This window comes from Pseudomonas fluorescens (assembly GCF_000802965.1).
GTDB classification, from domain to species: Bacteria; Pseudomonadota; Gammaproteobacteria; order Pseudomonadales; family Pseudomonadaceae; genus Aquipseudomonas; species Aquipseudomonas fluorescens_A.
The window spans coordinates 58,160-81,183 of the sequence record NZ_JSAK01000032.1; the positions used below are offsets into that span (position 1 = coordinate 58,160).

Here is a 23,024-nt window from a genome sequence, read left to right on the forward strand (position 1 = left end):
TCGTTGTTTTGCCGACGTATGTACGTCGTTATGGGTAGTCTCGGTGAGCATCGCTGCTCTAGAATCAACGTCACTGGTGGGTGACTGATGTTTATCTAAAGCAATTTTCGGCTGGCAATATGTAAGAAAAGTGCTTTTTTTTGAGAGTTTTTTCCCTGAAGTTGATAGTCCGTATTTCTCTGGTCGTACAAAGGGCGTTTTCCTTCAACCTTTGTCGAATGCCAGGCAAGACGATGTGAGCGACATCCAGTAGTCTGCTCAAGCCTCGTGATGGATGAGTCCTCTGCTCATTCAGGATTTCAACCCGGGTTATCTGGCTTCATCTTCGGCATTGCCGCTTTTTTTGGCTGTGCGCTTTTTTCGCGTGCGGCGTCATTTTCAGATGTGGGGATGTTTCCTTGGCAGTAAGTAATCTCGATATGCATGCTTTGTTCGTGCTGGGTGATTTGCGCGCAAAGCTGGTTAAACAGTTTCAGTCACGTTTCGTTTACATCACCGAACAAAACGCTGAAGGCATCTACATTGCCGAAATCGACACTGAATCAGCGCTGGTGGTGGACGACAAGCCGGGACTTAAGCTCAAGGTCGGCGATCATTTCAGCGCTTCAGTACTGCCCAGTCGCGAAGGCGGCAAACTGGAAATCAAATTTCGCGATATCAAACTGACGGCCTACGGCCTGGGCGACTACGCCTTCGTCACCACCGCCGATGGCCATGCCATCGTGTTCAAGGAAGGTCACAGCGTGGTGACGGTATTCGCCGCAAACCAGCAGTTGCAGGAAGGCCTGACCAAAACCCTGAAAGCGGTGACCGCCAAGGCAGCCAAGTGGCGCAAAGGCGAACTGGTGACGTTCAAGGCCAGCGAGTAATGAGCCTGACCCGCGCCGACTTCCACGAACAGAACCTCGCCAGCGCTCAAACCGAAGCCCAACGGCTGTTCGGTCAGAAGGCTGTGCTGCAGGGAGCCTGGTTGAATTGGGTGGCTTCGCAGCTCTATACGTTGCGCCCGGCCGAGTACGCCAGCATGGTCAGAAGAGAGCTCGCGCGCTTGCAGGAAATTTCCGAAAACTAATCCATGCCCCCTCGAAAGCAGGAACCTCTACTACAGTCAGTGGACTGATTATTCAGAGGCTTCGCGGTCTTCTGCCAGGCCATCCTGCGATTGCTGTGAACAGCACGAGGTGCAAAAGCATGAAAGGTTTTCGACGGTTGCTGGCCGCTGCCCTGGCCACTTTCGGGTTGTTGGCGTCACCCGTTCCGGTCATGGCGGCCCAGGCGCCGATCCACTTTGCCGACCTGAATTGGGAAAGCGGCAGCTTGATCACCGATATCCTGCGGATCATTGTCGAGAAGGGCTACGGGCTGCCGACCGACACCTTGCCGGGCACCACCATCACCCTGGAAACCGCGCTGGCCAACAATGACATTCAGGTCATCGGTGAAGAATGGGCCGGTCGCAGCCCGGTGTGGGTCAAGGCTGAAGCGGAGGGCAAAGTCGTGAGTCTCGGCGATACGGTCAAGGGCGCGACTGAAGGCTGGTGGGTACCGGAATATGTGATCAAGGGCGATCCGGCCAAGGGCATCAAGCCGATGGCGCCGGACTTGCGCAGCGTTAGCGACCTGCCCAAGTACAAGGATGTGTTCAAGGACCCGGAAGCCCCGACCAAGGGGCGTTTCCTCAACAGTCCCATCGGCTGGACCTCGGAAGTGGTCAACAAGCAAAAGCTCAAGGCCTATGGGCTGGAAGACAGCTATGTGAACTTCCGCAGTGGGTCCGGGGCGGCTCTGGATGCGGAAATCAGTTCGTCGATTCGTCGGGGCAAACCGGTGTTGTTCTATTACTGGTCGCCGACGCCGTTGCTTGGTCGTTTCAAGCTGATTCAATTGGAAGAGCCGCCATTCGACGCCGAAGCCTGGAAAACCCTGACCGACGCCGACAATCCGAATCCACGGCCGACGCGCTCGCTGGCCTCGAAGTTGTCCATTGGCGTTTCCACGCCATTTCAGAAGCAATACCCGCAGATTGCCGACTTCTTCAGCAAGGTCGATTTCCCCATTGATCCGTTGAACAAGGCGTTGGCAGAGATGAGCGAAAAACACACCGCGCCGCGTCAGGCAGCAGAAGATTTCATGAAAAAACATCCGGACGTATGGCAGGCCTGGCTGCCGAAGGATATAGCGGACAAGGTATCTGCCGGACTGTAGGAGCTGGCGCAGCCTGCGATCTTTTGCCCTTGATCTAAAAAAATCAAAATCAAAAGATCGCAGGCTGCGGCAGCTCCTACAATGTCTGTTCCAAATCCATTTCCAGGATTTCAGACCATGACCTTTGTGCTGGCTCAATGGCTGGTGACGGTGTTTGCGGTGATCAGCCTGATACATGTGTACTGGGCGTTAGGTGGCGAATGGGCGGCCGTGGCGGCGGTGCCGCAGGTGCCGGTGGAGGGCGGCGAGCGATTGCGACCGGCCTTCAAGCCGCGAGGCTGGATCACGCTGGTGGTCGCGGGGGCGTTGTTTCTGATTGCCTTGTTGGTCTGTCTGCGAGTGGGCTGGTGGATGCCGGCGGTGTCCCATTGGTCGCTGCAATGGATCATCAGCGCGATTGCGCTTCTGTTGTTTGCCCGGGCTATCGGTGATTCGGAGCTGGTGGGTTTCTTCAAGGAAGTCAAAGGCTCGAAGTTCGCCCGACTGGATACCTGGGTGTATTCGCCGTTGTGTGTGGTGTTGGGTGCGGGGTTGTTGGCCGTTGCCTGGGTCTGAGGGAAAGCAAAAGATCGCAGCCTTCGGCAGCTCCTACATTGGATTGCGTATACCTGTAGGAGCTGCCGAAGGCTGCGATCTTTTGATCTTTGTTTTAGCTCCCGCTCTCAGTCCGACGACTCGAAACCTCCGCCGGCACATCATCCCCCGCCATGCGTTTACGAAACAACGCCGCCCGCGCCAGCAACAACGTGGTCACCGGCACGGTAATCGCCAGCAAAATCGGAATCAGCCAGGCGTGCAACACCGGCCCGGACTTGAGCGCCGAAAAGTAAATGATCGAAGCCAACGCTACACACCACGCGCCCAGCGTCGAGGCCAGGGCCGGCGGGTGCATGCGCTGGAAATAATCCTTCATTCGCACCAGGCCGATGGCACCGACCAACGCAAACAGGCCGCCGAGTACCAACAGGATCGCCACCGGGAGTTCCACCCACAGAGACAGTTCAGCGTTCATTCGATCACCTCGCCACGCAGCAGGAATTTCGCCAGGGCAAACGAGCCGACGAAGCCGAACAATGCGATCAGCAGCGCCGCCTCGAAGTAGGTGTCACTGGCATAGCGAATGCCCAGCGTCAGCATCATCAGCATCGCGATGATGTACAGGTAGTCCAGCGCCAGAACCCGGTCCTGTGCCGACGGCCCCTTGAACAGGCGGATCAGGGTCAGGATCATCCCCAGCGAAAAGAGGAAAAGACTCAGCAGAATTGCGTTCGACAGCAGGGCGCTCATTCGAATATCTCCATCAATGGCCGCTCGTAAGTCGCCTTGAAGTGCTCGATGAACAGCGCTTCATCGTCCAGATCGAAAACGTGCAGCAACAGAACGCTGCGGTCCAGCGCCAGCTCCGACCAGACCGTCCCGGGCACCACCGTGCAGATCATCGACAGCGTCGCCAGTCCATTGGCATCGCGCAGGTCCAGCGGCACCTTGATGAATCGCGAGCGCGGCGGGCGACGACCGGCATTGAGCACGCCCCAGGCTACAGCGAGGTTGGACATCACCACATCGCGACCGACCACCAGGAACAGGCGCAGGATCACCCCCGGTCGACGGATGCGGATGGGCAGCGGGCGTAACTTGCGCATCATCAGCGGCGCACAGAACCCCAGCACGGCGCCCAGCAGCAAGTTGCCGGGGCTCATCGAAACGTTAAGTACCAGCCACAGCAGCCACAGGGCTAGCGACAGCCACGGCGCAGGAAACAAGCGCCTCATGGTTGCACCTCCAGCAGCGCAGCCCTGGCTTCCGGACTCGGAACCGCCCGCGTACCCAGCACGGCCATCACGTATTGCTGCGGGTTGTTCAAGGCGTCGGCGGCCGCCTGGGTGTAGCGCAACAGCGGCTCGGCCTTGAACGTCAGCAGGATGCTCAAGCCCAGCAACGCGAAGATCGGCACGCACTCAAGCCGTCGCAGGATCGGCGACGGCCGTTCTTGCGGCGTCCAGAAGCGCTGGATGCCCAAACGCGAAAAGGCGACCAGAGACGCCAGCCCGGAAAGAATCAGCAGCGCCAGCAAACCCCACGCCGCATTCGAGACCGGTTCCTCACTGCCGTTGCCCAGCCCCAGCGGATTGAGCAGGGCGCTGAGCAGGCTGAGTTTGCCGATGAATCCGGAGAGTGGCGGCATACCGATGATCAGTAGTGCGCAGGCAATGAAGCTCAAACCGAGGAAAGCCATTGTCCAAGGAATCACCTGGCCGACCACGGCTTTCTGATCGTCGTCGAGGTTGATGCCTTTGGCCGGATGCAGTGATTCCAACGGCCGAGGCAGCATCTCGTTTTCGTCTTCCAGCGGGATTTCGTTGGCCGAGCGCGAACGTTCGATCAACTCGGCCAGCAGGAACAGCGCGCTCAACGCCAGGGTCGAGCTGACCAGATAGAACAACGCCGCGCCAATCAGGTTGGGCTGGGCGAAACCGATGGCCGACAGCAGAATCCCCGCCGACACCAGAATGCTCAGGCTGGCCATGCGTTCCAGACGTTGCGCGGCGAGGATTGCTACGGCTGCGCAGACGATGGTCGCCATGCCGCCGTAGATCAGCCATTCTCCACCGAAATACGCCGATGCCCCGGCCTGCCCGGAGAACAACAGGGTCCAAAGGCGCAGAATGGTGTAGATGCCGACCTTGGTCATGATCGCGAACATCGCCGCCACCGGTGCGCTTGCCGAAGAATAGGCGGGCACCAGCCAGAAGTTCAGCGGCCACATCCCGGCCTTGGCCAGGAAGGCGACGGCCAAAATGCCCGCGCCAGCGTGCAGCAGGCCGCGATCGGCTTCCGGCACCAGCGGGATTTTCAGCGCCAGGTCGGCCATGTTCAGCGTGCCGGTCACGCCATAAATGAGCGCCGCGCCAATCAGGAACAGTGTCGAGGCCAGCAAGTTGATCGAGATGTAATGCAGGCCCGACGACACCCGCGCCCGACCCGAACCGTGCAGCATCAAACCGTAGGACGCCGCCAGCAGCACTTCGAAAAACACGAACAGGTTGAACAGGTCCGCGGTCAGGAACGCGCCATACAACCCCATCAACTGAATCTGGAACAGCGCGTGGAAGCTGGAGCCGGCACTGTCCCAGCGCGCCATGGCGAACAGCAGCGCGCTGACGCCGATGATCCCGGTCAACACCAGCATCAGCGCCGACAGGCGATCGACCACCAGCACCAAACCGAACGGCACCTGCCAGTTGCCCGGCAGGTACACGCCGATGGAGCCGGGAACGCCAGTGGTCTGCGTCCATTGCAGCAGCACAACGGAAATGCCCAGCCCCAGCAAACTGGAGAACAGGTTGATTTTGGCTTTGAGCGGACGATGTTTCTCGCCGAGCATCAGCATGATGGCGGCGGTCAGCAGCGGCAGCAGAATCGGTGCCGCGATCAGGTGCGTCATGGCATTCATTCTTTAGGCTCCCGGCCATCCACATGGTCGGTGCCGGTCAGGCCTCGGGAGGCCAGCAGGACCACCAGGAATAGCGCGGTCATGGCGAAGCTGATCACGATGGCGGTCAGCACCAGCGCTTGCGGCAGCGGGTCGGTGTAATGCAGCAGATCCTGCGGCACGCCATCCTTGATGATCGGTTCCTTGCCGATGAACAAACTGCCCATGCTGAAGATGAACAAGTTGACGCCATAGGACAGCAGGCACAGGCCCATGACCACTTGGAACGTCCGTGGGCGCAGGATCAGCCAGACGCCGGACGCGGCGAGGACGCCGATGGCGATTGCGATGACTTCTTCCATCAGACGGCTCCCTTGGCTGTAACGGGTTTAGGCTGGCCAGCGGTTTTGTGGCCGCGGACCGATTGGTGGGCGAGGGCGGTGAGGATCAACAGCGTCGAGCCGACCACCACGGCGTACACGCCGACGTCGAAGAACAGCGCACTGGCCAGGTGAATGTCGCCCAGCACGGGCAGGTCAAAATGCCAGGTGTGGGTGGTCAGGAACGGATAGCCGACGGCCATGGCGCCCAGGCCCGTGACCGTGGCGAACAGCAGGCCGACGCTCATCCAGCGCAGCGGGCGCAGGCTCATTTGGGCCTCGACCCATTGGGTGCCGGCGACCATGTATTGCAGGATGAATGCCACGGACATCACCAGCCCCGCGACGAAACCGCCGCCCGGTTGGTTGTGCCCGCGCATGAACAGGTAGAACGACACCACCAGCGCAATCGGCAACAGCAAACGCACCAGCACCGCCGGCACCATCATGAAGCCGAGCGCGGTGTCGCTGGCGTGACGCGGGTTGACCAGGTCGGTGACGACATCGGGCGCCAACAACCGCTGTTGCGCCGGCAATTGCAGGCTTTCTTTCGGTGGGCGGAAGCGACGCAGCAGGGCGAACACAGTCAGGGCTACCGCCGCCAGCACGGTGATTTCACCGAGGGTGTCGAAGCCACGGAAGTCCACCAGCATCACGTTGACCACGTTGCTGCCGCCGCCTTCAGGCAGGGCGCGGCTCAAGTAGAACGAGGAAATGTCGTTCGGCGTTTGGCGCGTCAGCATGGCGTAGGACAGCAACGCCATGCCGCCGCCGACCACGGTCGACAGCAGCAAGTCGCGGATACGGCGGATTCGTGCCTTGCGCAGGCTGCTCGGCAACGGCGAAACCTCTTCGATCCGTCGCGGCAACCAGCGCAGGCCCAGCAGGATCAGCACCGTGGTCACCACTTCGACCACCAGTTGCGTCAACGCCAGGTCTGGCGCAGAGAACCAGACGAAGGTCACGCAGGTCATCAGGCCGCAGACGCTGACCATGGTCAGGGCGGCGAGACGGTGATACTTGGCCTGGTACGCGGCACCGAGGGCGCAGGCAATTGCCAGCAGCCAAAGGATGACGAACACGATCGAGCCCGGAATCTTCGGCCGGTCGCCCCAATGCAAGCTGCTGTGCAGCATCGGGATCAGCCCGGCCAGCACGGCGGCGAGCACCATCAGGAACAATTGGGTTTGCAGACGCCGGGTGCTGATCCGTCGCTCCAGACGCCGGGCCAGGCGCATCTTGATCACGAGGATTCGTTCGAACAGGCGCTTGCCGTTGAGCCGGCCAATCAGCGGCGGGTAGTGGAAGCGCCCGCGCTTGAGTTGATTGCGCAGCAGCAGGTACAAGACGATGCCGCCGGACATGGCGATCAGACTCATGATCATCGGTGCGTTCAAACCGTGCCAGATGGCCAGGCTGTACTCCGGCAGCGTGCCGCCTACGACCGGTTGCGCGGCAGCGGCGAGCAACGGGCCAACCACTTGCGCCGGGAAAATCCCCACCACCAGGCAGGCGAACACCAGCAACTCCACCGGCGCGCGCATCCAGCGCGGCGGCTCGTGCGGGGTGTGGGGCAGGTCGGTAGCGGTGGGGCCGAAGAACACGTCGACGGTGAAGCGCAGGGAATAGGCGACGCTGAAAGTCCCGGCGATGGTCGCGACAATCGGCAGGGTCATCTCGACCCAGGCGGTCGCGTTGATGAACACGGTTTCGGCGAAGAACATTTCTTTCGACAGGAAGCCGTTGAGCAGCGGCACGCCGGCCATCGAGGCGCTGGCGACCATGGCCAGGGTCGCGGTGAACGGAATCAGCTTGAACAGGCCATTGAGCCGTCGAATGTCGCGGGTGCCGCTTTCGTGGTCGATGATCCCGGCGGCCATGAACAGCGAGGCCTTGAAGGTGGCGTGGTTGAGAATGTGGAACACCGCGGCCACGGCGGCCAGCGGACTGTTCAGACCCAACAGCAAAGTGATCAGGCCCAGGTGGCTGATGGTCGAGTACGCCAGCAAGCCCTTGAGGTCGTTCTGGAACATCGCGCAATAAGCGCCGAGCAACAGGGTGCAAGCCCCGGCGCCGCTGACGATGTAGAACCATTCTTCACTGCCGGACAGCGACGGCCACAGCCGTGCCAGCAGGAATACCCCGGCCTTGACCATGGTCGCCGAGTGCAGATAGGCCGACACTGGAGTCGGCGCGGCCATGGCGTGGGGCAGCCAGAAGTGGAAAGGGAATTGCGCACTTTTGCTCAGAGCGCCGATCAGGATCAGGGGTAGCAGGATGGGATAAAGGGCATGTGCGCGAATCAGATCGCCGGCGGCCAGGACCTTGTCCAGGTCATAGCTGCCGACCACATGGCCGAGCAGCATGACCCCCGCCAGCAGGCATAAACCGCCCGCGCCGGTGACCATCAGCGCCATGTACGCGCCGCGTCGCGCGTCGGCGCGGTGGTGCCAGTAGCCGATCAACAAGAACGAGAAGAGGCTGGTCAGCTCCCAGAAAAACACGATCTGGATCAGGTTGCCGGAGATCACCAGCCCGAGCATGGCGCCCATGAACGCCAGGAAAAACGCGAAGAACCGCGGCACCGGATCGTCCGGCGACATGTAGTAACGGGCGTACAACGACACCAGCGTGCCGATGCCCAGGACCAGCATCGAGAACAGCCAGGCGAAGCCGTCCATGCGCAGGACGAAGTTCAAGCCCAGGCTGGGCAGCCAGAAAAATTCTTCGCGGATCACGCCGCCATGGGCGATTTGCGGGTACAGGAGGGCGACCTGAACGGTGCCAATCAAGGCGACCATGCCAGCCAACAGCGATTCGGTGTTACGTGCGTTGTGTGGCAGCAGCGCGGCCAGACAGCTGCCTATAAAAGGCAGAAGCAGTAGAACTATCAGGGACATAGGCTTCTAATCTGCGGAAGTTTGTGAAGCATCATACGTGCCAGCTCCCGGATCGCCAAACGCCAAGCTGTCGCAGAATCCTACACGGTAGACGGAAAAGTCTTGCTTCACATTGATTCAGGGATATGGATTCCGTCAGTCCCGCCCCCACAGGATTCGTGTTGTACACAAAACTCATGTACACATCCAAACCCTGTGGGAGCGGGCTTGCCCGCGATAGCGATTTTTAAATCACTGCTGACGCCAAGCCTTAACCCTGGGTTTCCCGCTCCAGATCTTCCGCCGCCGAGACAGCCTTACCCTTGGTCTTCAACTCACTGACAATCACCGCCGCCACAATCAACCCGGCCCCTAGCAACGCAATCGCTGGCAAACGCTCCCCGGCGATTCGCCCGACAATCCCGGCCCACACCGGCTCACCGGCATAAATCAAGGTTGCCCGGGTCGGTGAAACACTTTTCTGCGCCCAGTTCATCGCCACCTGGATCGCCGCACTGGCCGCGCCCAGTCCAAGCGCACTGCACAACAGCAGCCAGGAAAAGTCCGGAATGTGTTCCTGAGTCGGCACTACCATCAGGAACGACAAAACCGAAGTCACCGCCAATTGCACCACGGTCACCCGCTTCACATCGACTTGACCGGCGAAGTTGCTGATCAGAATGATCTCTGCAGCAATGGCGATGGCGCTGATCAACGTGGCGATTTCACCGGGACTGAAGTTCAACGCCGCGCCGGAAGGCCCCGACAGCAGTATCAACCCGGTAAAGGCCAACATGATCCCGATGCTCGGCATCAGCCCCGGACGACGCCCCAGCACCAGCCATTGCAGCAACGGCACGAAGGGTACGTACAACGCGGTGATGAACGCCGACTGGCTGCTGGGAATGCTCTGCAACCCGACCGTCTGCAAGCCGTAACCGAGCATGATTGCCACGCCGATAAAGGCGCCGGCCTTGAGTTCGAACAGGGTCAGATCCCGCAGGCTACGCCACGAGAACAGGGCGACGATGATCGCGGCGGCGGCAAAGCGCAGGCCGACGAAAAACATCGGGCCGCTGACGGTCATTGCATGCTGGACCAGCAAAAAGGTCCCGCCCCACACCATGGTGATCAGCACCAGCACGCACTCAGCCTTGCTGAGCCGCAGGAAACGGGAAGAAGCCTGGGAGGAGTTCGCCGACGTCATGATCTTGCACACTATTTGAGGGGGACGCACAATGCGCCGGAAGTTGGGCAGTATACTGCGCAGCACCACCAAGTGAGCAATATAGTGCACAAAGATTCCTCGCCACGGGCTTCGGTCCTCCAGCACGTCAGCCAGAACATTCGCCGTTTGCGCCATGCCGCGGATATGAGCCAGACCGCGTTGGCGGAAAAGTCCGGTGTCAGCCGGCGGATGCTGGTAGCCATCGAGGCCGGCGAAAAGAACGTCAGCCTGACCACCCTCGACCGTGTGGCCGAAGCGCTGGACGTGGCATTCAGCGACCTGATCCAGGCTCCCGATGTGCGCGACCATAGCCGCATCAACGAGTTGGCCTGGGCCGGTACGATCCCCGGGAGTAAAGCGGTGCTGCTGGCCAAGGCCAACGCTACCCGCGAAGTCGAACTCTGGGAATGGCGCCTCGAACCAGGCGAGCATTACCCTTCAGAGCCGGACGCCGATGGCTGGAGCGAGCAGTTCTACGTCTTCGAAGGCTGCCTGACCCTGATGGTCGGTGATCTGCCGCACACCATCAGCGCCGGTGAGTTCTTCATGTTCGCCAGCAACCAGCCGCACTCCTATCGCAACGATGGGCCGGTGGCGGTGCGGTTCGTGCGTAACGTGGTGATCTGACTGTTGGCCCATCAACAGTGACGATCAAGTCCGCGTCCACGGCCTGCGTCCTCGATACCGGTCGGGTGGTGTTGTCCGGCGGCGCCAGCGAGCTGCTGGCCCGGGGCGATCTGCATGATTTCTATCCAGGTAAACACTGATCAGTGAGAACGGCATGAGTGAAACCCAAAACGGACAGGCGACCGACGCCATCCGTCACGCGGACATCCTGGTCATCGGCGGCGGCCTCAGCGGCGCGATGCTGGCGGCGCAGTTGTTGCGCCTGCCGGGCAAGCGCCAGGTGCTGGTGATCGAACCGCGCGCCGAACTGGGTCGCGGCGAGGCCTACAGCGCCGTGGAGCTGGGGCATACGCTCAACGGCAACGCCGCGCGCATGAGCGTCGACCCGGACAACGCCGACGACTTGACTCAATGGCTGACTGACTACATCGCCGCCGGTGGCTGGCCGGAGTCGGATGAACAAGATGTGCCGGTCAGTGAACTGTTCCCGCCACGGGGGATTTTCGGCCTGTACGTGCAGCAACGTCTGGCCGAGGCGCAAGCGGTGGGTGCGTTGAATGGTTCGACGGTTGAGCATGTGCGGGCCGAGGTGGTGGATCTGCAAACCGATGACGAATCGGTGCGGCTGACGTTGAGCGATGGCCAGCGTTTGCAGGGCGCCTTTGCGGTGCTCGCCACGGGAATGTTCCCCGCCGCGCGCACGCCGCAAACCGAATCCAGCGGCTTGAACGCAGCGGCGCTCGATCCTTGGGACGTAGCGGCCATGCAGCAGCTCGATCCGCAGTCGACGGTGCTGATCATCGGCTCGGGCCTGACCATGGTCGATGCGGTGGTGTCGCTGGAGCAGGCCGGGCATCGCGGGCCGATCGAGGTGTTTTCCCGTCACGGTTTGTTGCCCCATGTGCGGCGCCAGCCTCCGGCCTGGGTGGATTTCCTGGCGGAGGATCACAGTATCCGCACGCCACGCCAGCTGGTGCGGGAATTGCGCCGACATTGTCGCGATGCCATTGCCCAAGGGATTGATTGGCAGGCACCACTGGACACGGTGCGGGCGCATATCGGCCGTTTGTGGAATCAGGCCACCGACGTGCAACGCCGTCAGTTTGTCAGGCATGTACGGCCGTGGTGGGAAAGCCATCACCATCGCTCGCCGCCATTAAGTGCCGAACTGGTGGAACGCTTGCACGGGGAAGGGCGGTTGCGCATTCACGCGGCGTCGTTCAAAGGGCTGGAGCGTGCTGCGGGCGGAGGGGTGAGTATTTGTATTCGTCGGCGGGGTGAGGCTGAAACGGTTGTCGTCAGTGGCGCGGCGTTGATTAACTCCAGCGGCATCGAATACGACTGGCGACGGGTGGCGCGACCATTGCCACAGCAATTGCTGGCGCGCGGATTGATCAAACCGGGGCATCTGGCGCTGGGGATTGCGGCGCAGGTCGATGGCGCGGTGCTGGATGCCGATGGCCATCCGGCCAGTCGCCTGTTCGCCATGGGCCCGCCGTTACGCGGGATGTGGTGGGAAAGCACGGCCGTCACCGACGTCGCCAGCCAGGCCAAAGCCCTGGCCGGACGATTAGCCACACCGTAATAGCTGTTGGAATCACCCTGTGGCGAGCGAGCTTGCTCGCGCTGGGTTGCGCAGCGGCCCCAGGATTTTGTGAGCGCTACGCACTCAAGCGCGAGCAAGCTCGCTCGCCACATTAGAAATGAAGAAACCCCGCACTTGGCGGGGTTTCTTGTTTCAAGCAGCTCAAGGCCGTTGATCAATAGCGCTGATATTTGGAACCGAACTCAGGGCGGTTTTCCGCGACGTAGAGTTTGCTTGCCTGGCTGTCTTTGTGGTCAACGCTGACGGTGTTCACGTTCAGTGTGGCCGGTTGGCTGACGTTGGCCGCTGCAACGACGGGTGCAGTGGCGTGTGGGGCGGCGATGGCGGAAGTGGCGCCAAGGACTGAAAGGGCGAAGCCGATACCGATGATGCTTTTCATGATGTTGCTCCAGAGCGTGGGGAGAAGATGTGGCCACTGTAGGGCTGGAGCGGCTCGATGAAAAAACACCCTTGCGCATAGTCGTTATCGAGAACAGTGATCCTTGCAAAACAAAAACTGTGGGAGCGGGCTTGCCCGCGATGGGGACCTGACAGTCGACGATGATGTCGCCTGGCATTCCGTCATCGCGGGCAAGCCCGCTCCCACAGGTTCTTTGCTGTTTTGCAGGCCGTGATCAGTAACGCTGATATTTCGAGCCGAATTCGGCGCGGTTTTCGGCGACGATCACTCCACCGCGCACGGCGTTGCTCGGGATCGAGGCAACGCGTTCTCGCAGTTCCTGCAGACGATCGGCGCCACCTTCGGCAACGCGGTTCTGGATCAGGCGATCCGAACCACCCTCGGCCACGCGATTTTGTTGCAAACGGTCCGAACCACCTTCTGCCAGCAAGGCCTCGATCGGGCTGTTGGACGCAGCGTTCGCCGTGTTGGCTGAGGCCAGGTTCGACAAGCCGAGACCGCCAATTAATGCCAGACCGAGTGCCAGGGACGAAACTTTCGAGAAGTTGAACATGGGTAATTCTCCGTGCGCTTAAGTGATGTGCGGTCAGTAGCGGTTGCTATCTGGTGGTCACAGTTAAACGCCGGGGTGTATCGCTGATGTGTGCTCGAACGGTCCGAAATCGGCTTCTGCGTATCCAGACCGGGTTTCTATACAAACGGATACAAAACCTCAGAAAAAATCGCGATCAACTTTGCGCGTCGAGCATTTCCACCGGGTAGGAGAACACATAGCCCTCGCTGCGCACGGTTTTGATGTAGGTCGATTCCCGTGAGTCGTCCTTCAGCCGTTGGCGCAGGCGACTGACCAGCAAGTCGATGGAGCGGTCGAACAGGTCGGCGTCGCGACCCTGGGTCAGGTTGAGCAACTGGTCGCGGCTCAGCACCCGTTGCGGGTGATCGAGGAATACCCGCAGCAGCCGGTATTCAGCGCCACTGAGTACCACCAGGGTGTCGTCTTCGTCAAGCAGATGACGGGCGGTGGTGTCCAGGCGCCAGCGACCGAAACCGAGCATGCGGCCGCTCTCTGTGATCAACAGATTCGGTGGCAACATTCGCGTACGGCGCAATACGGCATTGATCCGCGCCAGCAGTTCGCGGGCGGCGAAGGGTTTGGTCAGGTAGTCGTCGGCGCCCATTTCCAGCCCGAGGATGCGGTCGGTTTCGTCGTTGCGCGCGGTGAGCATCAGGATCGGCGTGGCTTTGTGCTTGCCCGAGCGCAGTTCACGGCACAGGACCAGGCCGTCATCGCCGGGGAGCATGATGTCGAGCACGATCAGGTCGACCTGGTTGGCATCGAGGAAGCTGCGCATCTGCCGGCCGTCGGCGACCATGGTGGTGCGAAGGCCGTTTTTCTTCAGGTAATTACCGACCAGTTCGCGAATTTCGCGGTCGTCATCGACGATCAGGATGTGGTTGACGTGGTCCATCGGTCGATCCTCTTGTTTTTGTCTTTGACAGCCTTTGGGCCGACCTTACATTTTGTACGAGCTGGCTTGCCAGCGATAGCGGCCTTACCCGATCTATTGTGGGAGCTGGCTTGCCAGCGATAGCGACCTGACAGCCGACCTGTTTGGGAGGTTGTGCGCATCTCCCCTGTAGGAGCCGGCTTGCTGGCGATGGCGCCCGTAAAACCAGCGCAATATTAAAGGACGCCTTCGCCAGCAAGCCGGCTCCTACAGATCGCGGTGTCGGCTCCAATCCGTCACGCCTTCCCCAGCATCTCGATCAAACTTTGTGGCCACACCGTCTCCGTGGTTTGTTCCAGTTCGGCAACCGACCACCATTTGTGCTCAGTCATCACCCGCGCTTCTTCAACTGTCCAGCCATCGCGCGTCAATTGCTCGCGTTCAGCGCGCACGACAAAGTAGTGCTCCACCGCCAACACCGTCTCACCACTGGGCAGCATCATCGAAAAGCGCCGCTGCGCAACACTGGCGCCGACCGCGTCAACCTGCAGGCCGGTTTCTTCAAACAATTCCCGTATTGCCGCGGCTTCGAAGGTTTCACCGCTCTCCAGGCCGCCACCGGGCGTCGCCCAGTAGTTTTGGCCGCAAAGAGCGTCATTTTTGTGCTGGAAACGAAACAGCAGGACCTGATGGTCGGGATTGATGACCAGCAGTCTGGCGGCATTGCGTTGGCGCATGTTGATTTTCCTGTCCCTGAAAGCAGCGAGCCGAAGCAATGGCTTCGGCTCGCAGTGTCACGGTTTACATTAGATTGTTTACGCAACCACTCGATAACACGGCACATACGCCGCACCACCCGGCAACTTCATCCGGTGTTGCGCAACAAATGCCTTGAGCAGTTGATCCAGCGGCTGCATTACCGCCGCATCGCCACGGATCTGGTATGGCCCGTGTTGTTCGATCAGGCGGATGCCCTTGTCCTTGACGTTGCCGGCGACGATGCCGGAGAACGCGCGGCGCAGGTTGGCGGCCAGTTCGTGGGCCGGCAGGTCGCGGCTCAGTTTCAGGTTGGCCATGTTTTCGTGGGTCGGGTCGAACGGGCGCTGGAAGCCTTCGTCGATTTTCAGCAGCCAATTGAAGTGGAACGCGTCATTGCGCTCGCGGCGGAACTGCTTGACCGCTTTGAGGCCCTGGGTCATCTGCCGTGCAACCTGGGCTGGGTCGTCGATGATGATTTCATAATGCTTCTTGGCTTCCTCGCCGAGGGTGGCGCCGACGAACGCGTCAAGCTGTTCCAGGTACGGCGCGGCATGTTTCGGCCCGGTGAGGATGACCGGGAAGGGCAGGCCGGCATTGTCCGGGTGCATCAGGATACCGAGCAGGTACAGGAACTCTTCGGCCGTACCGGCGCCGCCCGGGAAGATGATGATGCCGTGACCGACGCGGACGAAGGCTTCCAGGCGTTTCTCGATGTCCGGCAGGATCACCAGTTCGTTGACGATCGGGTTCGGCGCCTCGGCGGCGATGATCCCGGGTTCGGTCAAGCCGAGGTAACGGCCACCGTGGATGCGTTGCTTGGCGTGGGCGATGGTGGCGCCTTTCATCGGGCCTTTCATCACGCCGGGGCCGCAACCGGTGCAGACGTCGAGGCTGCGCAGGCCCAGTTCGTGGCCGACTTTCTTGGTGTATTTGTATTCTTCGGTGTTGATCGAGTGGCCGCCCCAGCACACTACGATTTTCGGCTCGACGCCGGGGCGCAGGGTGCGAGCGTTGCGCAGCAGGTGGAAGACGTAGTCGCTGATGCCTTGGGAGGTACTCAAGTCAATACGTTGACTGTCGAGTTCGTTTTCGGTGTAGACGATGTCGCGCAGGGCGCTGAAGAGCATTTCGCGGGTGCTGGCGATCATTTCGCCGTCGACGAAGGCGTCGGCCGGGGCGTTCAGCAGTTCCAGGCGTACGCCACGGTCTTGTTGGTGAATGCGGATTTCGAAGTCCTTGTAGGCTTCGAGGATGGTCTTGGCGTTATCGACGTGGGCGCCGGTATTGAGGATGGCCAGGGCGCATTGGCGGAAGATGTCGTAGGTGCTACCGGATCCGGCTGCACTCAGTTGCTGGACTTCCCGTTGGGAGAGTGTTTCCAGGCTGCCTTTCGGGCTGACCGAAGCGTTGATTACGTGTCGTTGGGTCATTCAATGATCCTTAAAACGATGTCATTCCTACAAAAACAACGAATGGCATCCGAATAGTGTGTATCCATGAAAGAAGATGGCACTAAATACGCGGTCTCGCCATGTCCCCGATTGACGATGAAAAGATGAAAAGGGACCCCAGCATAGCTAAATCCCGCTCAGAGGCGATAATGCTCCGCGCTCTTTTTAACCGGCGAGCCTTTTTTTTCATTGAAGCCAAGGAATCCCGACGTCATGTTCGAAATCCAGCCGATGAACGCCGAAACCTATCGGCAACAGACGCGACGCAGCACGGTGATAATTGCGTTGATTTTCCTGGCCCTGGCGATGGCGTTGTCCACCGCGGCGGTGGCGATATTTGGCGAGCCTGGCGGGGACAATCTAAGGTTCAACATCGGCGGTGTGTTTGCCGCCGTGCTGCTGATGGCGGCGCTGATGCGCAAGCTGTTCTGGACCCAGGACTGGATGGCCCCGGCGGTCTACAGTTGGCAACTCAAGCGTAGCCTGATGAGCATCACCAACGTCATGCACCACGTCACCACCGGGGTTGAGGCGGGCGATCCGACGGCCATGAAGCTGCTACGGTTCTATCATCTGGGGTTGAACCAGATGCATCAACTGGATGGTAATTCCAGCGATCACGGCCAATTGAGCCGGGAAATGGAGCAACACCGGGCGCGGATGGAGGCGCTGGGCATGGACACTGAACAGACACGATTGGACCCGGCCTGGATTGAAACCGTGAAGCTGGCATCGCGGTAGCCGCCGGAACCCTTCACACGAGTTCAAGGAGCGAAGCATGGGCAACCCGTCCATTTACGAGCGTATCGAAAGCAACCGGTCCGGCATTGCCCGGCTCAAAGTGCGCTCGGTCGTGACCCTCATGGTCGCGGTGTGCTTGTCGATGACGGCGATGGTGATCTGGGAAGCCTGGAGTTCGCGCCAGTACCATCTGCGTGACAAGGAAGTGGCGATGTCCAACCTTGCGCAGACGTTGGCCTCGCAAGCGCAAGCATCGATCAAGCAAGCGGATACGCTGCTGTTTGCCTTGGTCGATCGCCTCGAAAACGACGGTATGAATCAGGACCGGCTGCATCGCCTCCAGCGCTTGCTCAGCGCCCAGCGCAATGAGCTGAGCCAGATCCATGGTTTGTTCATTTATGACGAAACCGGGCAGTGGATCGCCAACTCCAACGGCGCCGAAGTGGGCGTTGCCAACAATTCCGACCGCGAGTATTTCATCTTCCACCGCGATCACCCCGACCGCGGGCCACACATTGGGCCGTCGATCAAAAGTCGTTCCAGTGGCGAGTGGATCATGACCGTGTCGCGCCGGATCAATCATCCGGACGGCAGTTTCGCCGGCGTGGCGCTTGCAACGATTTATCTCAGCCACTTCCTCCAACTCTACGACAGCATCGACATGGGCCATAACGGCGTCATCAACCTGATTGCCGACGATGGCAGCATCATTGTGCGTCGCCCATTCAATGAGGCGGACATCGGGGTCAGCCTGGCGAACAGTCCGTTGTTCACCCAATTACTGCCCAACGCCAGCGCGGGAACGGCCACAATCCGGTCCGTCATCGATGGTGTCGAGCGCGTGGTGGGTTATCGGCGGGTCGAGGGTTATCCGTTGGTATCCTTTGCCGCGCTCAACAAGGACGAGGTGCTGGTCGGTTGGCGCAAGCAGTCATTGCTCAGTGCCGCTATCGTCGCGTTGCTGCTGGGCTTTCTGGGTGTGCTTGGTTATCGCCTGATCAAGTTGATGAAGCAGCAGAATCGTGTCCAGGGCGAGTTGCTCGACTCCCAGGAAAAGCTGCTTGAGCTCAATCGCAATCTGGAATTGCTGGCGCTGGAGGACGCGCTCACCGGGTTGGCCAACCGGCGCCAGTTCGACCTGTTCATCCACGCGGAAATGGGGCGCTCGCGCCGCAACATGACTGGCCTGGCGCTGCTGATGATCGATGTCGACCATTTCAAGGCGTTCAACGATTTCTACGGTCACCTGGCCGGTGATGAGTGTTTGCGCAACATCAGCGCAATCATTACCAGGAATATTCAGCGCCCCGGTGACCTGGCATCCCGCTTTGGTGGCGAAGAGTTTGCCGTGGTGCTACCCGGTACGGACTACGTCGGGGCTTTTCTGGTGGCGGAAAAGATTCGTCGGGCGGTGCAGACGGAAGGCCTTGCGCACAGTAAAAGCCCCGAAGCCGTGGTGACGGTGAGTGTGGGCGTCTGCGGATACGATCCTGCGTCGCAAGCGCGGATCGAGGACTTGATTGGTGCCGCCGACAAGGCGTTATACGTGGCCAAGGCCAGTGGCCGGAACATGAGCGTCATTGCCAATTGACTGCGGGAGTTCAAACAAACTGATCGATGCCCTCGACCAGCCGGGTGGACAGGTACGATTGCTTGAGTTTTTCCAGCCACCAGCCCAGCGCTCGGCCGTCATGATCGCCGCGCCAACCGGCGTAAATGATGTTCGGCTCGCGCGGGTCGGCCATCTGCTTTTCAATCAGCGCGCCGTTTTTCAATAACGAACCGACCCGATGCCTCGGCAGCCAGCCCACGCCCAGCCCGTGGCACTGGGCGAGAATTTTTGCGCGCATCGTCGGCACGGCCAGCACCGGTTGCCCACCGGAGACGCCGTAGGTTCGGCCCTCGGTGGTTTTCGACGAGTCGGCCACGACGATCGCTCGATGCTGCGTCACCGTCGCCCTGGAAATCGGCTCCTGGACCCGGGCCAGCGGATGCTTGGGCGAGACGGCGAACACCCACTGCATTTCCCCCAGTTGCATCCAGCGCAAGGAGGGGATCGCCGGCGGTTCGTTAGTGGCGCCGATCACCAGGTCCGCGCGGCCATCACGCAGGGCGTCCCAGACTCCTTTGAGCACTTCCTGAGTGATGCGCAGCGGCACGCCGGACCCCAGCGCATCGAATTCCTCAATCACCGGGATAAAGCTTTCGAATTCCAGCAGTTCATCAGTGACGATCCATAACCGACTCTCCCAACCACTGGCCACTTGCTGCACCCTTTGAGTCAGGCGCGAGACGTCCTGCATCAGCCGCGCCGCTTCATTGACCAGCAACTCGCCTGCCGGGGTGAGCTTCAATCGGTAGCGGCGGCGGTCGAACAACAAGGCGTCGAAGCGCTCCTCCAGTTGTCGCGCGGCGTACGACACGGTGGAGGGTGCCTTGCCAAGGTGAGCGGCGGCCCGCGACAGGCTGCCGGTTTCACGGATGGCTTCGAGCAATGCCAGATCTTCCATCGACAGCATGTTCAATCCTCGGGCGTGGGGGGGAAGATCAAAAGATCGCAGCCTGCGGCAGCTCCTACATTGATCGAGTGTAGGAGCTGCCGAAGGCTGCGATCTTTTATGCGGTGCGTTGCCGAATCACCCGAAGATAAACCAACACGTTGACCGCCAGCACCACACCGGCCAAGCCTAGCTGAATGGCCGGTGTCAGCCCGGCCGGGTAAATGATCGGCCACAGGTAATGGTCGATGAAGCCGCCGCCGTAGCCGGTTTGCCCGGCGGCGTGGCGCATGAGGTTTTCCCAGTGGGTCAGCGGGCAGGGCAGATGGAAAAATTCAACTGCCACACCCCATGCGGCAGCGGGCAAGTGCCACCCAATCAGGGCGCGCCATTTGAGCACCAGCAACCCGCCGAACAACACGAACAGGATGAACGCCAGGTGAAACAGCACCAGCCCGTCGGCGGCGATTCGATAGAGCATGTCGACTCCCGGACGCGTCAGGCGAATGACCTCATGGTACGCGGGCTGGAGGTCATCAATCACGCCAGTCAGCCAATGCGCAAGATTGTTCAAGAAATTCGCCGCGACTGCTGGCACAGTCTGTGGTCTTTCCCTGGTTGTAGAGCGTTATGTCCAATTCACATATGCCGCGCAGCGCTTTCCTGCGCGGAGCCGCGGCGATCATGCCGTTGTCCCTGGCGACGGCGCCCTGGGGTTTGCTGGCCGGGTCCATGGCCATCGAAGCCAATCTCACACCCCTGCAAGGCCAGGGTTTGTCGAGCATCGTGTTTGCCGGTGCCGCGCAACTGGTGGCCATCGGCATGCTCAAGGGCGGGGCGGGAATTTTTTCGATCCTGCTGACCACGTTGCTGCTGACCTCCCAGCATTTGCTCTACGGCATGAGCCTGCGTTCGGTGATTTCTCCGTTGCCGGGTCGCTGGCGGGTGGGCCTGGGCTTTTTGCTCACCGATGAGCTGTTCGCGTTGACCAGTCAACATGACAAACAGCAGTTCAACCGCTGGTATGCCCTAGGCGTCGGCCTGACGTTTTACATCGCCTGGAATCTCTTCACCCTGGCCGGCATCGTGCTGGGCAGCAGCATTCCCGGCCTGGAACACCTGGGCCTGGACTTCTCCATCGCCGCCACCTTCATCGCCCTGATCACCCCGGTTGTGCGCAATGTGCCGACCGTGGTCTGCGTCGCGGTGTCGTTGTTCTGCTCGGTCCTGTTCAGCTATTGGCAGTGGGGCTCGGCGCTGGTGCTGTCGGGGCTGGCGGGGATGACCGCCGGCTTTATCTGTAACAAATTCCAGGGAGCGCGTACATGATGGTCTGGGCGGTGATTTTCGGCATGGGGGCGCTGGTTTTCCTCAATCGCTACGTGTTTCTGGAGCCGCGCCTGCCGGTGCGCCTGAGCAGCAACGCCCGGCAGTTCCTCGGTTTCGCGGTGCCTGGCATGCTCACCGCGATTTGCGGGCCGATTGTATTCATGCCGGACAAACAGCTGAATTTGCAATGGGACAACCCGTACCTGCTCAGTTCGCTGGTGGCCGTGGGCCTCGTGCTTTACACCCGCAATACCTTGCTCAGCATGTTGTTGAGCATGGGGTTTTTCTTTTTGCTGCGATGGTGGCTTTGAGCCGGGCTTGGGAAATTGTTCTACGCTTAAAACCGATGACCGATCCCTTCAGGAAGAGAGGTGAACATGGCAACTGAACAAAAGCATCCGGACCCGGATGAAGACATGGATGAACCGACGGAAGAAGAAATTGAAGCGCAAAAGCGTGCGGAGAAAACCTGGAAGCATGACGACAGTCGGGAGCTGTCTGATCGTGATGTCGAAATTCCGCTGAGGCCTTGAACCACAAGCAATTCCCCTATAGGCGCTGCCGCAGGCTGCGATCTTTTGATTTTGTTTTTAAGATCAAGATCAAAAGATCGCAGCCTGCGGCAGCGCCTACAGGGGGGTTGCGTACCTGTCAGGCGTCGACAAATGAGAAATCAGGATGAGCAGCCCGATAGCCCAGGGTTTTGTCGATCCAGGCGTTCAGTTCGTTGACCATCACTGGCGGTTTGCCTGGATAGCCTTCAAGGGTAGAACTCAGGATGTTGTCGATGTTGGGGACTGAACTCAGGTTTCGGGTCTTTATGTAGTGCCCGATATAACAGTCCAGTGGCAAGTGTTCTGTCGACGAAAGATAAACGCACGTCAGACTCACGACTTGATCAATTGTAAAATCGTCGCGCAATTTAGTTTCTCTGCAAGGCTTGTTTTCAGGATTTCCTTAATCATTGACTCTATGGTCAACTGGGTATTGCGATTGGAAATGCGGCGCGCATCCTAGCGGCAGTTGTTGCAAATGTATGCACGATCGCCGGATTGTCTGACAAGCGGTTAGCTCGCAACATTCACCATTTATATAAGTGTTAATTGAATGGGGCAGGCTATGTAACGGTTTTACGGGCTTCCTCTTTAATCAACTCTTGTTTATGCCTGTATTGCTGTAGTTTTTGACAGGTTCAGACAAATTCTTCAATTAATCCCGCCCACTGGTTTCTGGTGTTGCCAACCGCTTTGTCGACCTTGTGCCACTGGAACACCTCACTGCTTTCACCCTGCAAAAGTACCATCTGCTCGGCACGCTCCTTGGGGGTGGCCGGGTCCAGCCATTCCCGTGCCAGTTCTGCCGAAAACACCACCGGGCGGCGATCATGAATATCGAGCATCCCGCCAGCGCTGTCGGCGGTGATGATGACAAAGCCGTCATCATCGCGAGGCGCTGCACCGCCCTCCGGAAACTGCCCAATCGCCGCACAGAAAATCGGACCGCGGTCACGGCGCCGGATCAGCCAGGGTTGCCGTGTCGAGTCTCCGGCATCGACCCACTCGAACCAGTTGTCGACCGGGCAGATCGCGCGATGTGGCCAGATCGCACGGAAGAACGGGCCGTGGGCGACTTTCTCGACCCGCGCGTTGATCGGCGCCGCGCGATCCTTCGCCCAATGCGGCCGCCAGCCCCAGCGTTGCGAGTCGGCGTGCAGGCCGTCGCTTTCAAGATGCAGCAACGCGAGTTGCGTGGTGGGCGCGGCGTTATAGCGCGCCAACGGTACATCCCCGACATGGTTGATCAACGCATCGGGAATGCTCAGCACCGCGACGAAATCATGGATGCCTCGATACTGCGACAGTCTTCCGCACATCGACTGATTCCTCCGGTTTGGAGTGTTCAGCATAGATGCTTCTGTAGGAGCCCGGCTTGCCGGCGATGGCGATCTTGCGAACGCCATCGCTGGCAAGCCAGGCTCCTACGGATTGTGGTGGTGTTCCAAATCCAGGGTCTCACGCTAACCCTGTAGGAGCCCGGCTT

At 60.0% G+C, this 23,024-nt stretch carries 28 protein-coding genes and 1 pseudogene; 12 read left to right on the top strand and 17 right to left on the bottom strand.

Annotated features, from left to right (window positions below):
* Positions 1-299: 299 nt before the first annotated feature.
* Entirely contained in the window at positions 300-425 is a 126-nt protein-coding gene (locus NL64_RS30910) for a hypothetical protein (protein WP_301281647.1), read from the bottom strand.
* Between NL64_RS30910 and NL64_RS24655 the strand changes: the two genes are divergently transcribed.
* The 4 genes from NL64_RS24655 (at position 420) to NL64_RS24670 (ending at position 2,760) form a co-directional block, all read left to right on the top strand.
* Positions 420-869 carry a hypothetical protein gene (locus NL64_RS24655; protein WP_052321300.1) on the top strand — a complete coding sequence of 150 codons (450 nt, stop codon included), beginning with the start codon at positions 420-422 and terminating at the stop codon, positions 867-869. The genes NL64_RS30910 and NL64_RS24655 overlap by 6 nt on opposite strands.
* A complete protein-coding gene (locus NL64_RS24660; protein ID WP_034150684.1) occupies positions 869-1,072 on the top strand; it encodes a hypothetical protein in 204 nt (67 codons plus the stop codon). The genes NL64_RS24655 and NL64_RS24660 overlap by 1 nt, the downstream gene beginning before the upstream one ends.
* Positions 1,073-1,191: 119 nt before the next feature.
* Positions 1,192-2,205: an ABC transporter substrate-binding protein gene (locus NL64_RS24665; RefSeq protein WP_034150685.1), complete on the top strand. Its 1,014-nt coding sequence runs from the start codon at positions 1,192-1,194 to the stop codon at positions 2,203-2,205.
* A 117-nt stretch (positions 2,206-2,322) separates the two neighbouring features.
* Complete coding sequence (locus NL64_RS24670; protein ID WP_034150686.1) at positions 2,323-2,760, top strand: DUF3995 domain-containing protein; 438 nt, start codon at positions 2,323-2,325, stop codon at positions 2,758-2,760.
* 94 nt (positions 2,761-2,854) lie between these two features.
* On the opposite strand, the gene NL64_RS24675 is transcribed toward NL64_RS24670, so the two are convergent.
* The 7 genes from NL64_RS24675 to NL64_RS24705 all read right to left on the bottom strand — a co-directional run bounded on the left by NL64_RS24675 (position 2,855) and on the right by NL64_RS24705 (position 10,194).
* Positions 2,855-3,217 (bottom strand): Na+/H+ antiporter subunit G, encoded by a 363-nt coding sequence (locus NL64_RS24675; RefSeq protein WP_034150687.1) that lies wholly within the window; start codon positions 3,215-3,217, stop codon positions 2,855-2,857.
* The gene (locus NL64_RS24680; protein WP_034150688.1) at positions 3,214-3,492 is read right to left on the bottom strand and encodes a K+/H+ antiporter subunit F; all 279 of its coding nucleotides are present in this window, start codon (positions 3,490-3,492) and stop codon (positions 3,214-3,216) included. Before NL64_RS24680 ends, NL64_RS24675 begins: the two co-directional genes overlap by 4 nt.
* Entirely contained in the window at positions 3,489-3,977 is a 489-nt protein-coding gene (locus NL64_RS24685) for a Na+/H+ antiporter subunit E (protein ID WP_034150689.1), read from the bottom strand. Before NL64_RS24685 ends, NL64_RS24680 begins: the two co-directional genes overlap by 4 nt.
* Positions 3,974-5,659, bottom strand: a complete 1,686-nt coding sequence (locus NL64_RS24690) for a monovalent cation/H+ antiporter subunit D (protein ID WP_034150690.1) — start codon at positions 5,657-5,659, stop codon at positions 3,974-3,976. The genes NL64_RS24685 and NL64_RS24690 overlap by 4 nt, the downstream gene beginning before the upstream one ends.
* A complete protein-coding gene (locus NL64_RS24695) occupies positions 5,656-6,000 on the bottom strand; it encodes a Na+/H+ antiporter subunit C (RefSeq protein WP_007986256.1) in 345 nt (114 codons plus the stop codon). The genes NL64_RS24690 and NL64_RS24695 overlap by 4 nt, the downstream gene beginning before the upstream one ends.
* Entirely contained in the window at positions 6,000-8,918 is a 2,919-nt protein-coding gene (locus tag NL64_RS24700; RefSeq protein ID WP_034150691.1) for a monovalent cation/H+ antiporter subunit A, read from the bottom strand. Before NL64_RS24700 ends, NL64_RS24695 begins: the two co-directional genes overlap by 1 nt.
* Positions 8,919-9,168: 250 nt before the next feature.
* A complete protein-coding gene (locus tag NL64_RS24705) occupies positions 9,169-10,194 on the bottom strand; it encodes a DMT family transporter (protein WP_034150692.1) in 1,026 nt (341 codons plus the stop codon).
* On the opposite strand from NL64_RS24705, the gene NL64_RS24710 reads away from it, so the two are divergent.
* From NL64_RS24710 to NL64_RS24715, 3 genes and pseudogenes are all read left to right on the top strand, one after another.
* Positions 10,189-10,752, top strand: a complete 564-nt coding sequence (locus NL64_RS24710; RefSeq protein ID WP_034150693.1) for a helix-turn-helix domain-containing protein — start codon at positions 10,189-10,191, stop codon at positions 10,750-10,752. The two genes, NL64_RS24705 and NL64_RS24710, sit on opposite strands and share 6 nt — an antisense overlap.
* A gap of 32 nt (positions 10,753-10,784) precedes the next feature.
* A pseudogene (locus tag NL64_RS30220) lies at positions 10,785-10,892 on the top strand (ABC transporter ATP-binding protein); the annotation flags it as partial.
* Positions 10,893-10,906: 14 nt separating this feature from the next.
* Complete coding sequence (locus NL64_RS24715) at positions 10,907-12,337, top strand: FAD/NAD(P)-binding protein (protein WP_034150694.1); 1,431 nt, start codon at positions 10,907-10,909, stop codon at positions 12,335-12,337.
* 175 nt (positions 12,338-12,512) lie between these two features.
* On the opposite strand, the gene NL64_RS24720 is transcribed toward NL64_RS24715, so the two are convergent.
* The 5 genes from NL64_RS24720 to ppnN form a co-directional block, all read right to left on the bottom strand.
* Complete coding sequence (locus NL64_RS24720) at positions 12,513-12,737, bottom strand: hypothetical protein (RefSeq protein ID WP_034150695.1); 225 nt, start codon at positions 12,735-12,737, stop codon at positions 12,513-12,515.
* 235 nt (positions 12,738-12,972) lie between these two features.
* The gene (locus tag NL64_RS24725; protein WP_034150696.1) at positions 12,973-13,311 is read right to left on the bottom strand and encodes a hypothetical protein; all 339 of its coding nucleotides are present in this window, start codon (positions 13,309-13,311) and stop codon (positions 12,973-12,975) included.
* Positions 13,312-13,486: 175 nt separating this feature from the next.
* Positions 13,487-14,227: a response regulator gene (locus NL64_RS24730; protein WP_034150697.1), complete on the bottom strand. Its 741-nt coding sequence runs from the start codon at positions 14,225-14,227 to the stop codon at positions 13,487-13,489.
* Between the two features lie 275 nt (positions 14,228-14,502).
* Positions 14,503-14,943: an NUDIX hydrolase gene (locus NL64_RS24735; RefSeq protein WP_034150698.1), complete on the bottom strand. Its 441-nt coding sequence runs from the start codon at positions 14,941-14,943 to the stop codon at positions 14,503-14,505.
* Between the two features lie 78 nt (positions 14,944-15,021).
* Positions 15,022-16,395 (bottom strand): nucleotide 5'-monophosphate nucleosidase PpnN, encoded by a 1,374-nt coding sequence (ppnN, locus tag NL64_RS24740; protein WP_034150699.1) that lies wholly within the window; start codon positions 16,393-16,395, stop codon positions 15,022-15,024.
* Between the two features lie 234 nt (positions 16,396-16,629).
* Here ppnN and NL64_RS24745 point away from each other — a divergent pair, with 234 nt between their 5' ends.
* The gene (locus NL64_RS24745; protein WP_034150700.1) at positions 16,630-17,157 is read left to right on the top strand and encodes a DUF3087 domain-containing protein; all 528 of its coding nucleotides are present in this window, start codon (positions 16,630-16,632) and stop codon (positions 17,155-17,157) included.
* A 37-nt stretch (positions 17,158-17,194) separates the two neighbouring features.
* Complete coding sequence (locus tag NL64_RS24750; protein ID WP_034150701.1) at positions 17,195-18,748, top strand: sensor domain-containing diguanylate cyclase; 1,554 nt, start codon at positions 17,195-17,197, stop codon at positions 18,746-18,748.
* 10 nt (positions 18,749-18,758) lie between these two features.
* On the opposite strand, the gene NL64_RS24755 is transcribed toward NL64_RS24750, so the two are convergent.
* Both NL64_RS24755 and NL64_RS24760 read right to left on the bottom strand, forming a co-directional pair.
* On the bottom strand, positions 18,759-19,676 hold the full coding sequence (locus NL64_RS24755; RefSeq protein ID WP_034150702.1) for a LysR family transcriptional regulator: 918 nt from the start codon (positions 19,674-19,676) through the stop codon (positions 18,759-18,761).
* Positions 19,677-19,773: 97 nt separating this feature from the next.
* Positions 19,774-20,136, bottom strand: coding sequence for a DUF2784 domain-containing protein (locus NL64_RS24760; RefSeq protein WP_034150712.1), 363 nt, complete (start codon positions 20,134-20,136; stop codon positions 19,774-19,776).
* A gap of 149 nt (positions 20,137-20,285) precedes the next feature.
* Here NL64_RS24760 and NL64_RS24765 point away from each other — a divergent pair, with 149 nt between their 5' ends.
* From NL64_RS24765 to NL64_RS30430, 3 genes are all read left to right on the top strand, one after another.
* Complete coding sequence (locus NL64_RS24765) at positions 20,286-20,984, top strand: AzlC family ABC transporter permease (RefSeq protein ID WP_034150703.1); 699 nt, start codon at positions 20,286-20,288, stop codon at positions 20,982-20,984.
* Entirely contained in the window at positions 20,984-21,295 is a 312-nt protein-coding gene (locus NL64_RS24770; RefSeq protein WP_172668705.1) for an AzlD domain-containing protein, read from the top strand. Before NL64_RS24765 ends, NL64_RS24770 begins: the two co-directional genes overlap by 1 nt.
* Before the next feature lie 66 nt (positions 21,296-21,361).
* The gene (locus NL64_RS30430) at positions 21,362-21,517 is read left to right on the top strand and encodes a hypothetical protein (protein WP_172668704.1); all 156 of its coding nucleotides are present in this window, start codon (positions 21,362-21,364) and stop codon (positions 21,515-21,517) included.
* A gap of 118 nt (positions 21,518-21,635) precedes the next feature.
* On the opposite strand, the gene NL64_RS24775 is transcribed toward NL64_RS30430, so the two are convergent.
* Positions 21,636-21,905, bottom strand: coding sequence for a hypothetical protein (locus tag NL64_RS24775; protein ID WP_034150705.1), 270 nt, complete (start codon positions 21,903-21,905; stop codon positions 21,636-21,638).
* Positions 21,906-22,176: 271 nt separating this feature from the next.
* On the bottom strand, positions 22,177-22,857 hold the full coding sequence (locus NL64_RS24780) for an SOS response-associated peptidase family protein (RefSeq protein ID WP_034150706.1): 681 nt from the start codon (positions 22,855-22,857) through the stop codon (positions 22,177-22,179).
* Positions 22,858-23,024 lie beyond the last annotated feature (167 nt).

Excerpts from the sequence above, each read along its gene's own strand:
- NL64_RS24660 (WP_034150684.1), top strand. The coding sequence starts at position 869 with ATGAGCCTGACCCGCGCCGACTTCCACGAACAGAACCTCGCCAGCGCT.
- NL64_RS24770 (WP_172668705.1), top strand. The coding sequence starts at position 20,984 with ATGGTCTGGGCGGTGATTTTCGGCATGGGGGCGCTGGTTTTCCTCAAT.
- NL64_RS24665 (WP_034150685.1), top strand. The coding sequence starts at position 1,192 with ATGAAAGGTTTTCGACGGTTGCTGGCCGCTGCCCTGGCCACTTTCGGG.
- NL64_RS30910 (WP_301281647.1), bottom strand. The coding sequence starts at position 425 with ATGCATATCGAGATTACTTACTGCCAAGGAAACATCCCCACATCTGAA.
- NL64_RS24755 (WP_034150702.1), bottom strand. The coding sequence starts at position 19,676 with ATGCTGTCGATGGAAGATCTGGCATTGCTCGAAGCCATCCGTGAAACC.
- NL64_RS24730 (WP_034150697.1), bottom strand. The coding sequence starts at position 14,227 with ATGGACCACGTCAACCACATCCTGATCGTCGATGACGACCGCGAAATT.
- NL64_RS24745 (WP_034150700.1), top strand. The coding sequence starts at position 16,630 with ATGTTCGAAATCCAGCCGATGAACGCCGAAACCTATCGGCAACAGACG.
- NL64_RS24735 (WP_034150698.1), bottom strand. The coding sequence starts at position 14,943 with ATGCGCCAACGCAATGCCGCCAGACTGCTGGTCATCAATCCCGACCAT.
- NL64_RS24670 (WP_034150686.1), top strand. The coding sequence starts at position 2,323 with ATGACCTTTGTGCTGGCTCAATGGCTGGTGACGGTGTTTGCGGTGATC.
- NL64_RS24715 (WP_034150694.1), top strand. The coding sequence starts at position 10,907 with ATGAGTGAAACCCAAAACGGACAGGCGACCGACGCCATCCGTCACGCG.
- NL64_RS24725 (WP_034150696.1), bottom strand. The coding sequence starts at position 13,311 with ATGTTCAACTTCTCGAAAGTTTCGTCCCTGGCACTCGGTCTGGCATTA.
- NL64_RS24695 (WP_007986256.1), bottom strand. The coding sequence starts at position 6,000 with ATGGAAGAAGTCATCGCAATCGCCATCGGCGTCCTCGCCGCGTCCGGC.
- NL64_RS24760 (WP_034150712.1), bottom strand. The coding sequence starts at position 20,136 with ATGCTCTATCGAATCGCCGCCGACGGGCTGGTGCTGTTTCACCTGGCG.
- NL64_RS24675 (WP_034150687.1), bottom strand. The coding sequence starts at position 3,217 with ATGAACGCTGAACTGTCTCTGTGGGTGGAACTCCCGGTGGCGATCCTG.
- NL64_RS24750 (WP_034150701.1), top strand. The coding sequence starts at position 17,195 with ATGGGCAACCCGTCCATTTACGAGCGTATCGAAAGCAACCGGTCCGGC.
- NL64_RS24700 (WP_034150691.1), bottom strand. The coding sequence starts at position 8,918 with ATGTCCCTGATAGTTCTACTGCTTCTGCCTTTTATAGGCAGCTGTCTG.
- NL64_RS30430 (WP_172668704.1), top strand. The coding sequence starts at position 21,362 with ATGGCAACTGAACAAAAGCATCCGGACCCGGATGAAGACATGGATGAA.
- NL64_RS24720 (WP_034150695.1), bottom strand. The coding sequence starts at position 12,737 with ATGAAAAGCATCATCGGTATCGGCTTCGCCCTTTCAGTCCTTGGCGCC.
- NL64_RS24765 (WP_034150703.1), top strand. The coding sequence starts at position 20,286 with ATGTCCAATTCACATATGCCGCGCAGCGCTTTCCTGCGCGGAGCCGCG.
- NL64_RS24655 (WP_052321300.1), top strand. The coding sequence starts at position 420 with ATGCATGCTTTGTTCGTGCTGGGTGATTTGCGCGCAAAGCTGGTTAAA.
- NL64_RS24780 (WP_034150706.1), bottom strand. The coding sequence starts at position 22,857 with ATGTGCGGAAGACTGTCGCAGTATCGAGGCATCCATGATTTCGTCGCG.
- NL64_RS24690 (WP_034150690.1), bottom strand. The coding sequence starts at position 5,659 with ATGAATGCCATGACGCACCTGATCGCGGCACCGATTCTGCTGCCGCTG.
- NL64_RS24685 (WP_034150689.1), bottom strand. The coding sequence starts at position 3,977 with ATGAGGCGCTTGTTTCCTGCGCCGTGGCTGTCGCTAGCCCTGTGGCTG.
- ppnN (WP_034150699.1), bottom strand. The coding sequence starts at position 16,395 with ATGACCCAACGACACGTAATCAACGCTTCGGTCAGCCCGAAAGGCAGC.
- NL64_RS24680 (WP_034150688.1), bottom strand. The coding sequence starts at position 3,492 with ATGAGCGCCCTGCTGTCGAACGCAATTCTGCTGAGTCTTTTCCTCTTT.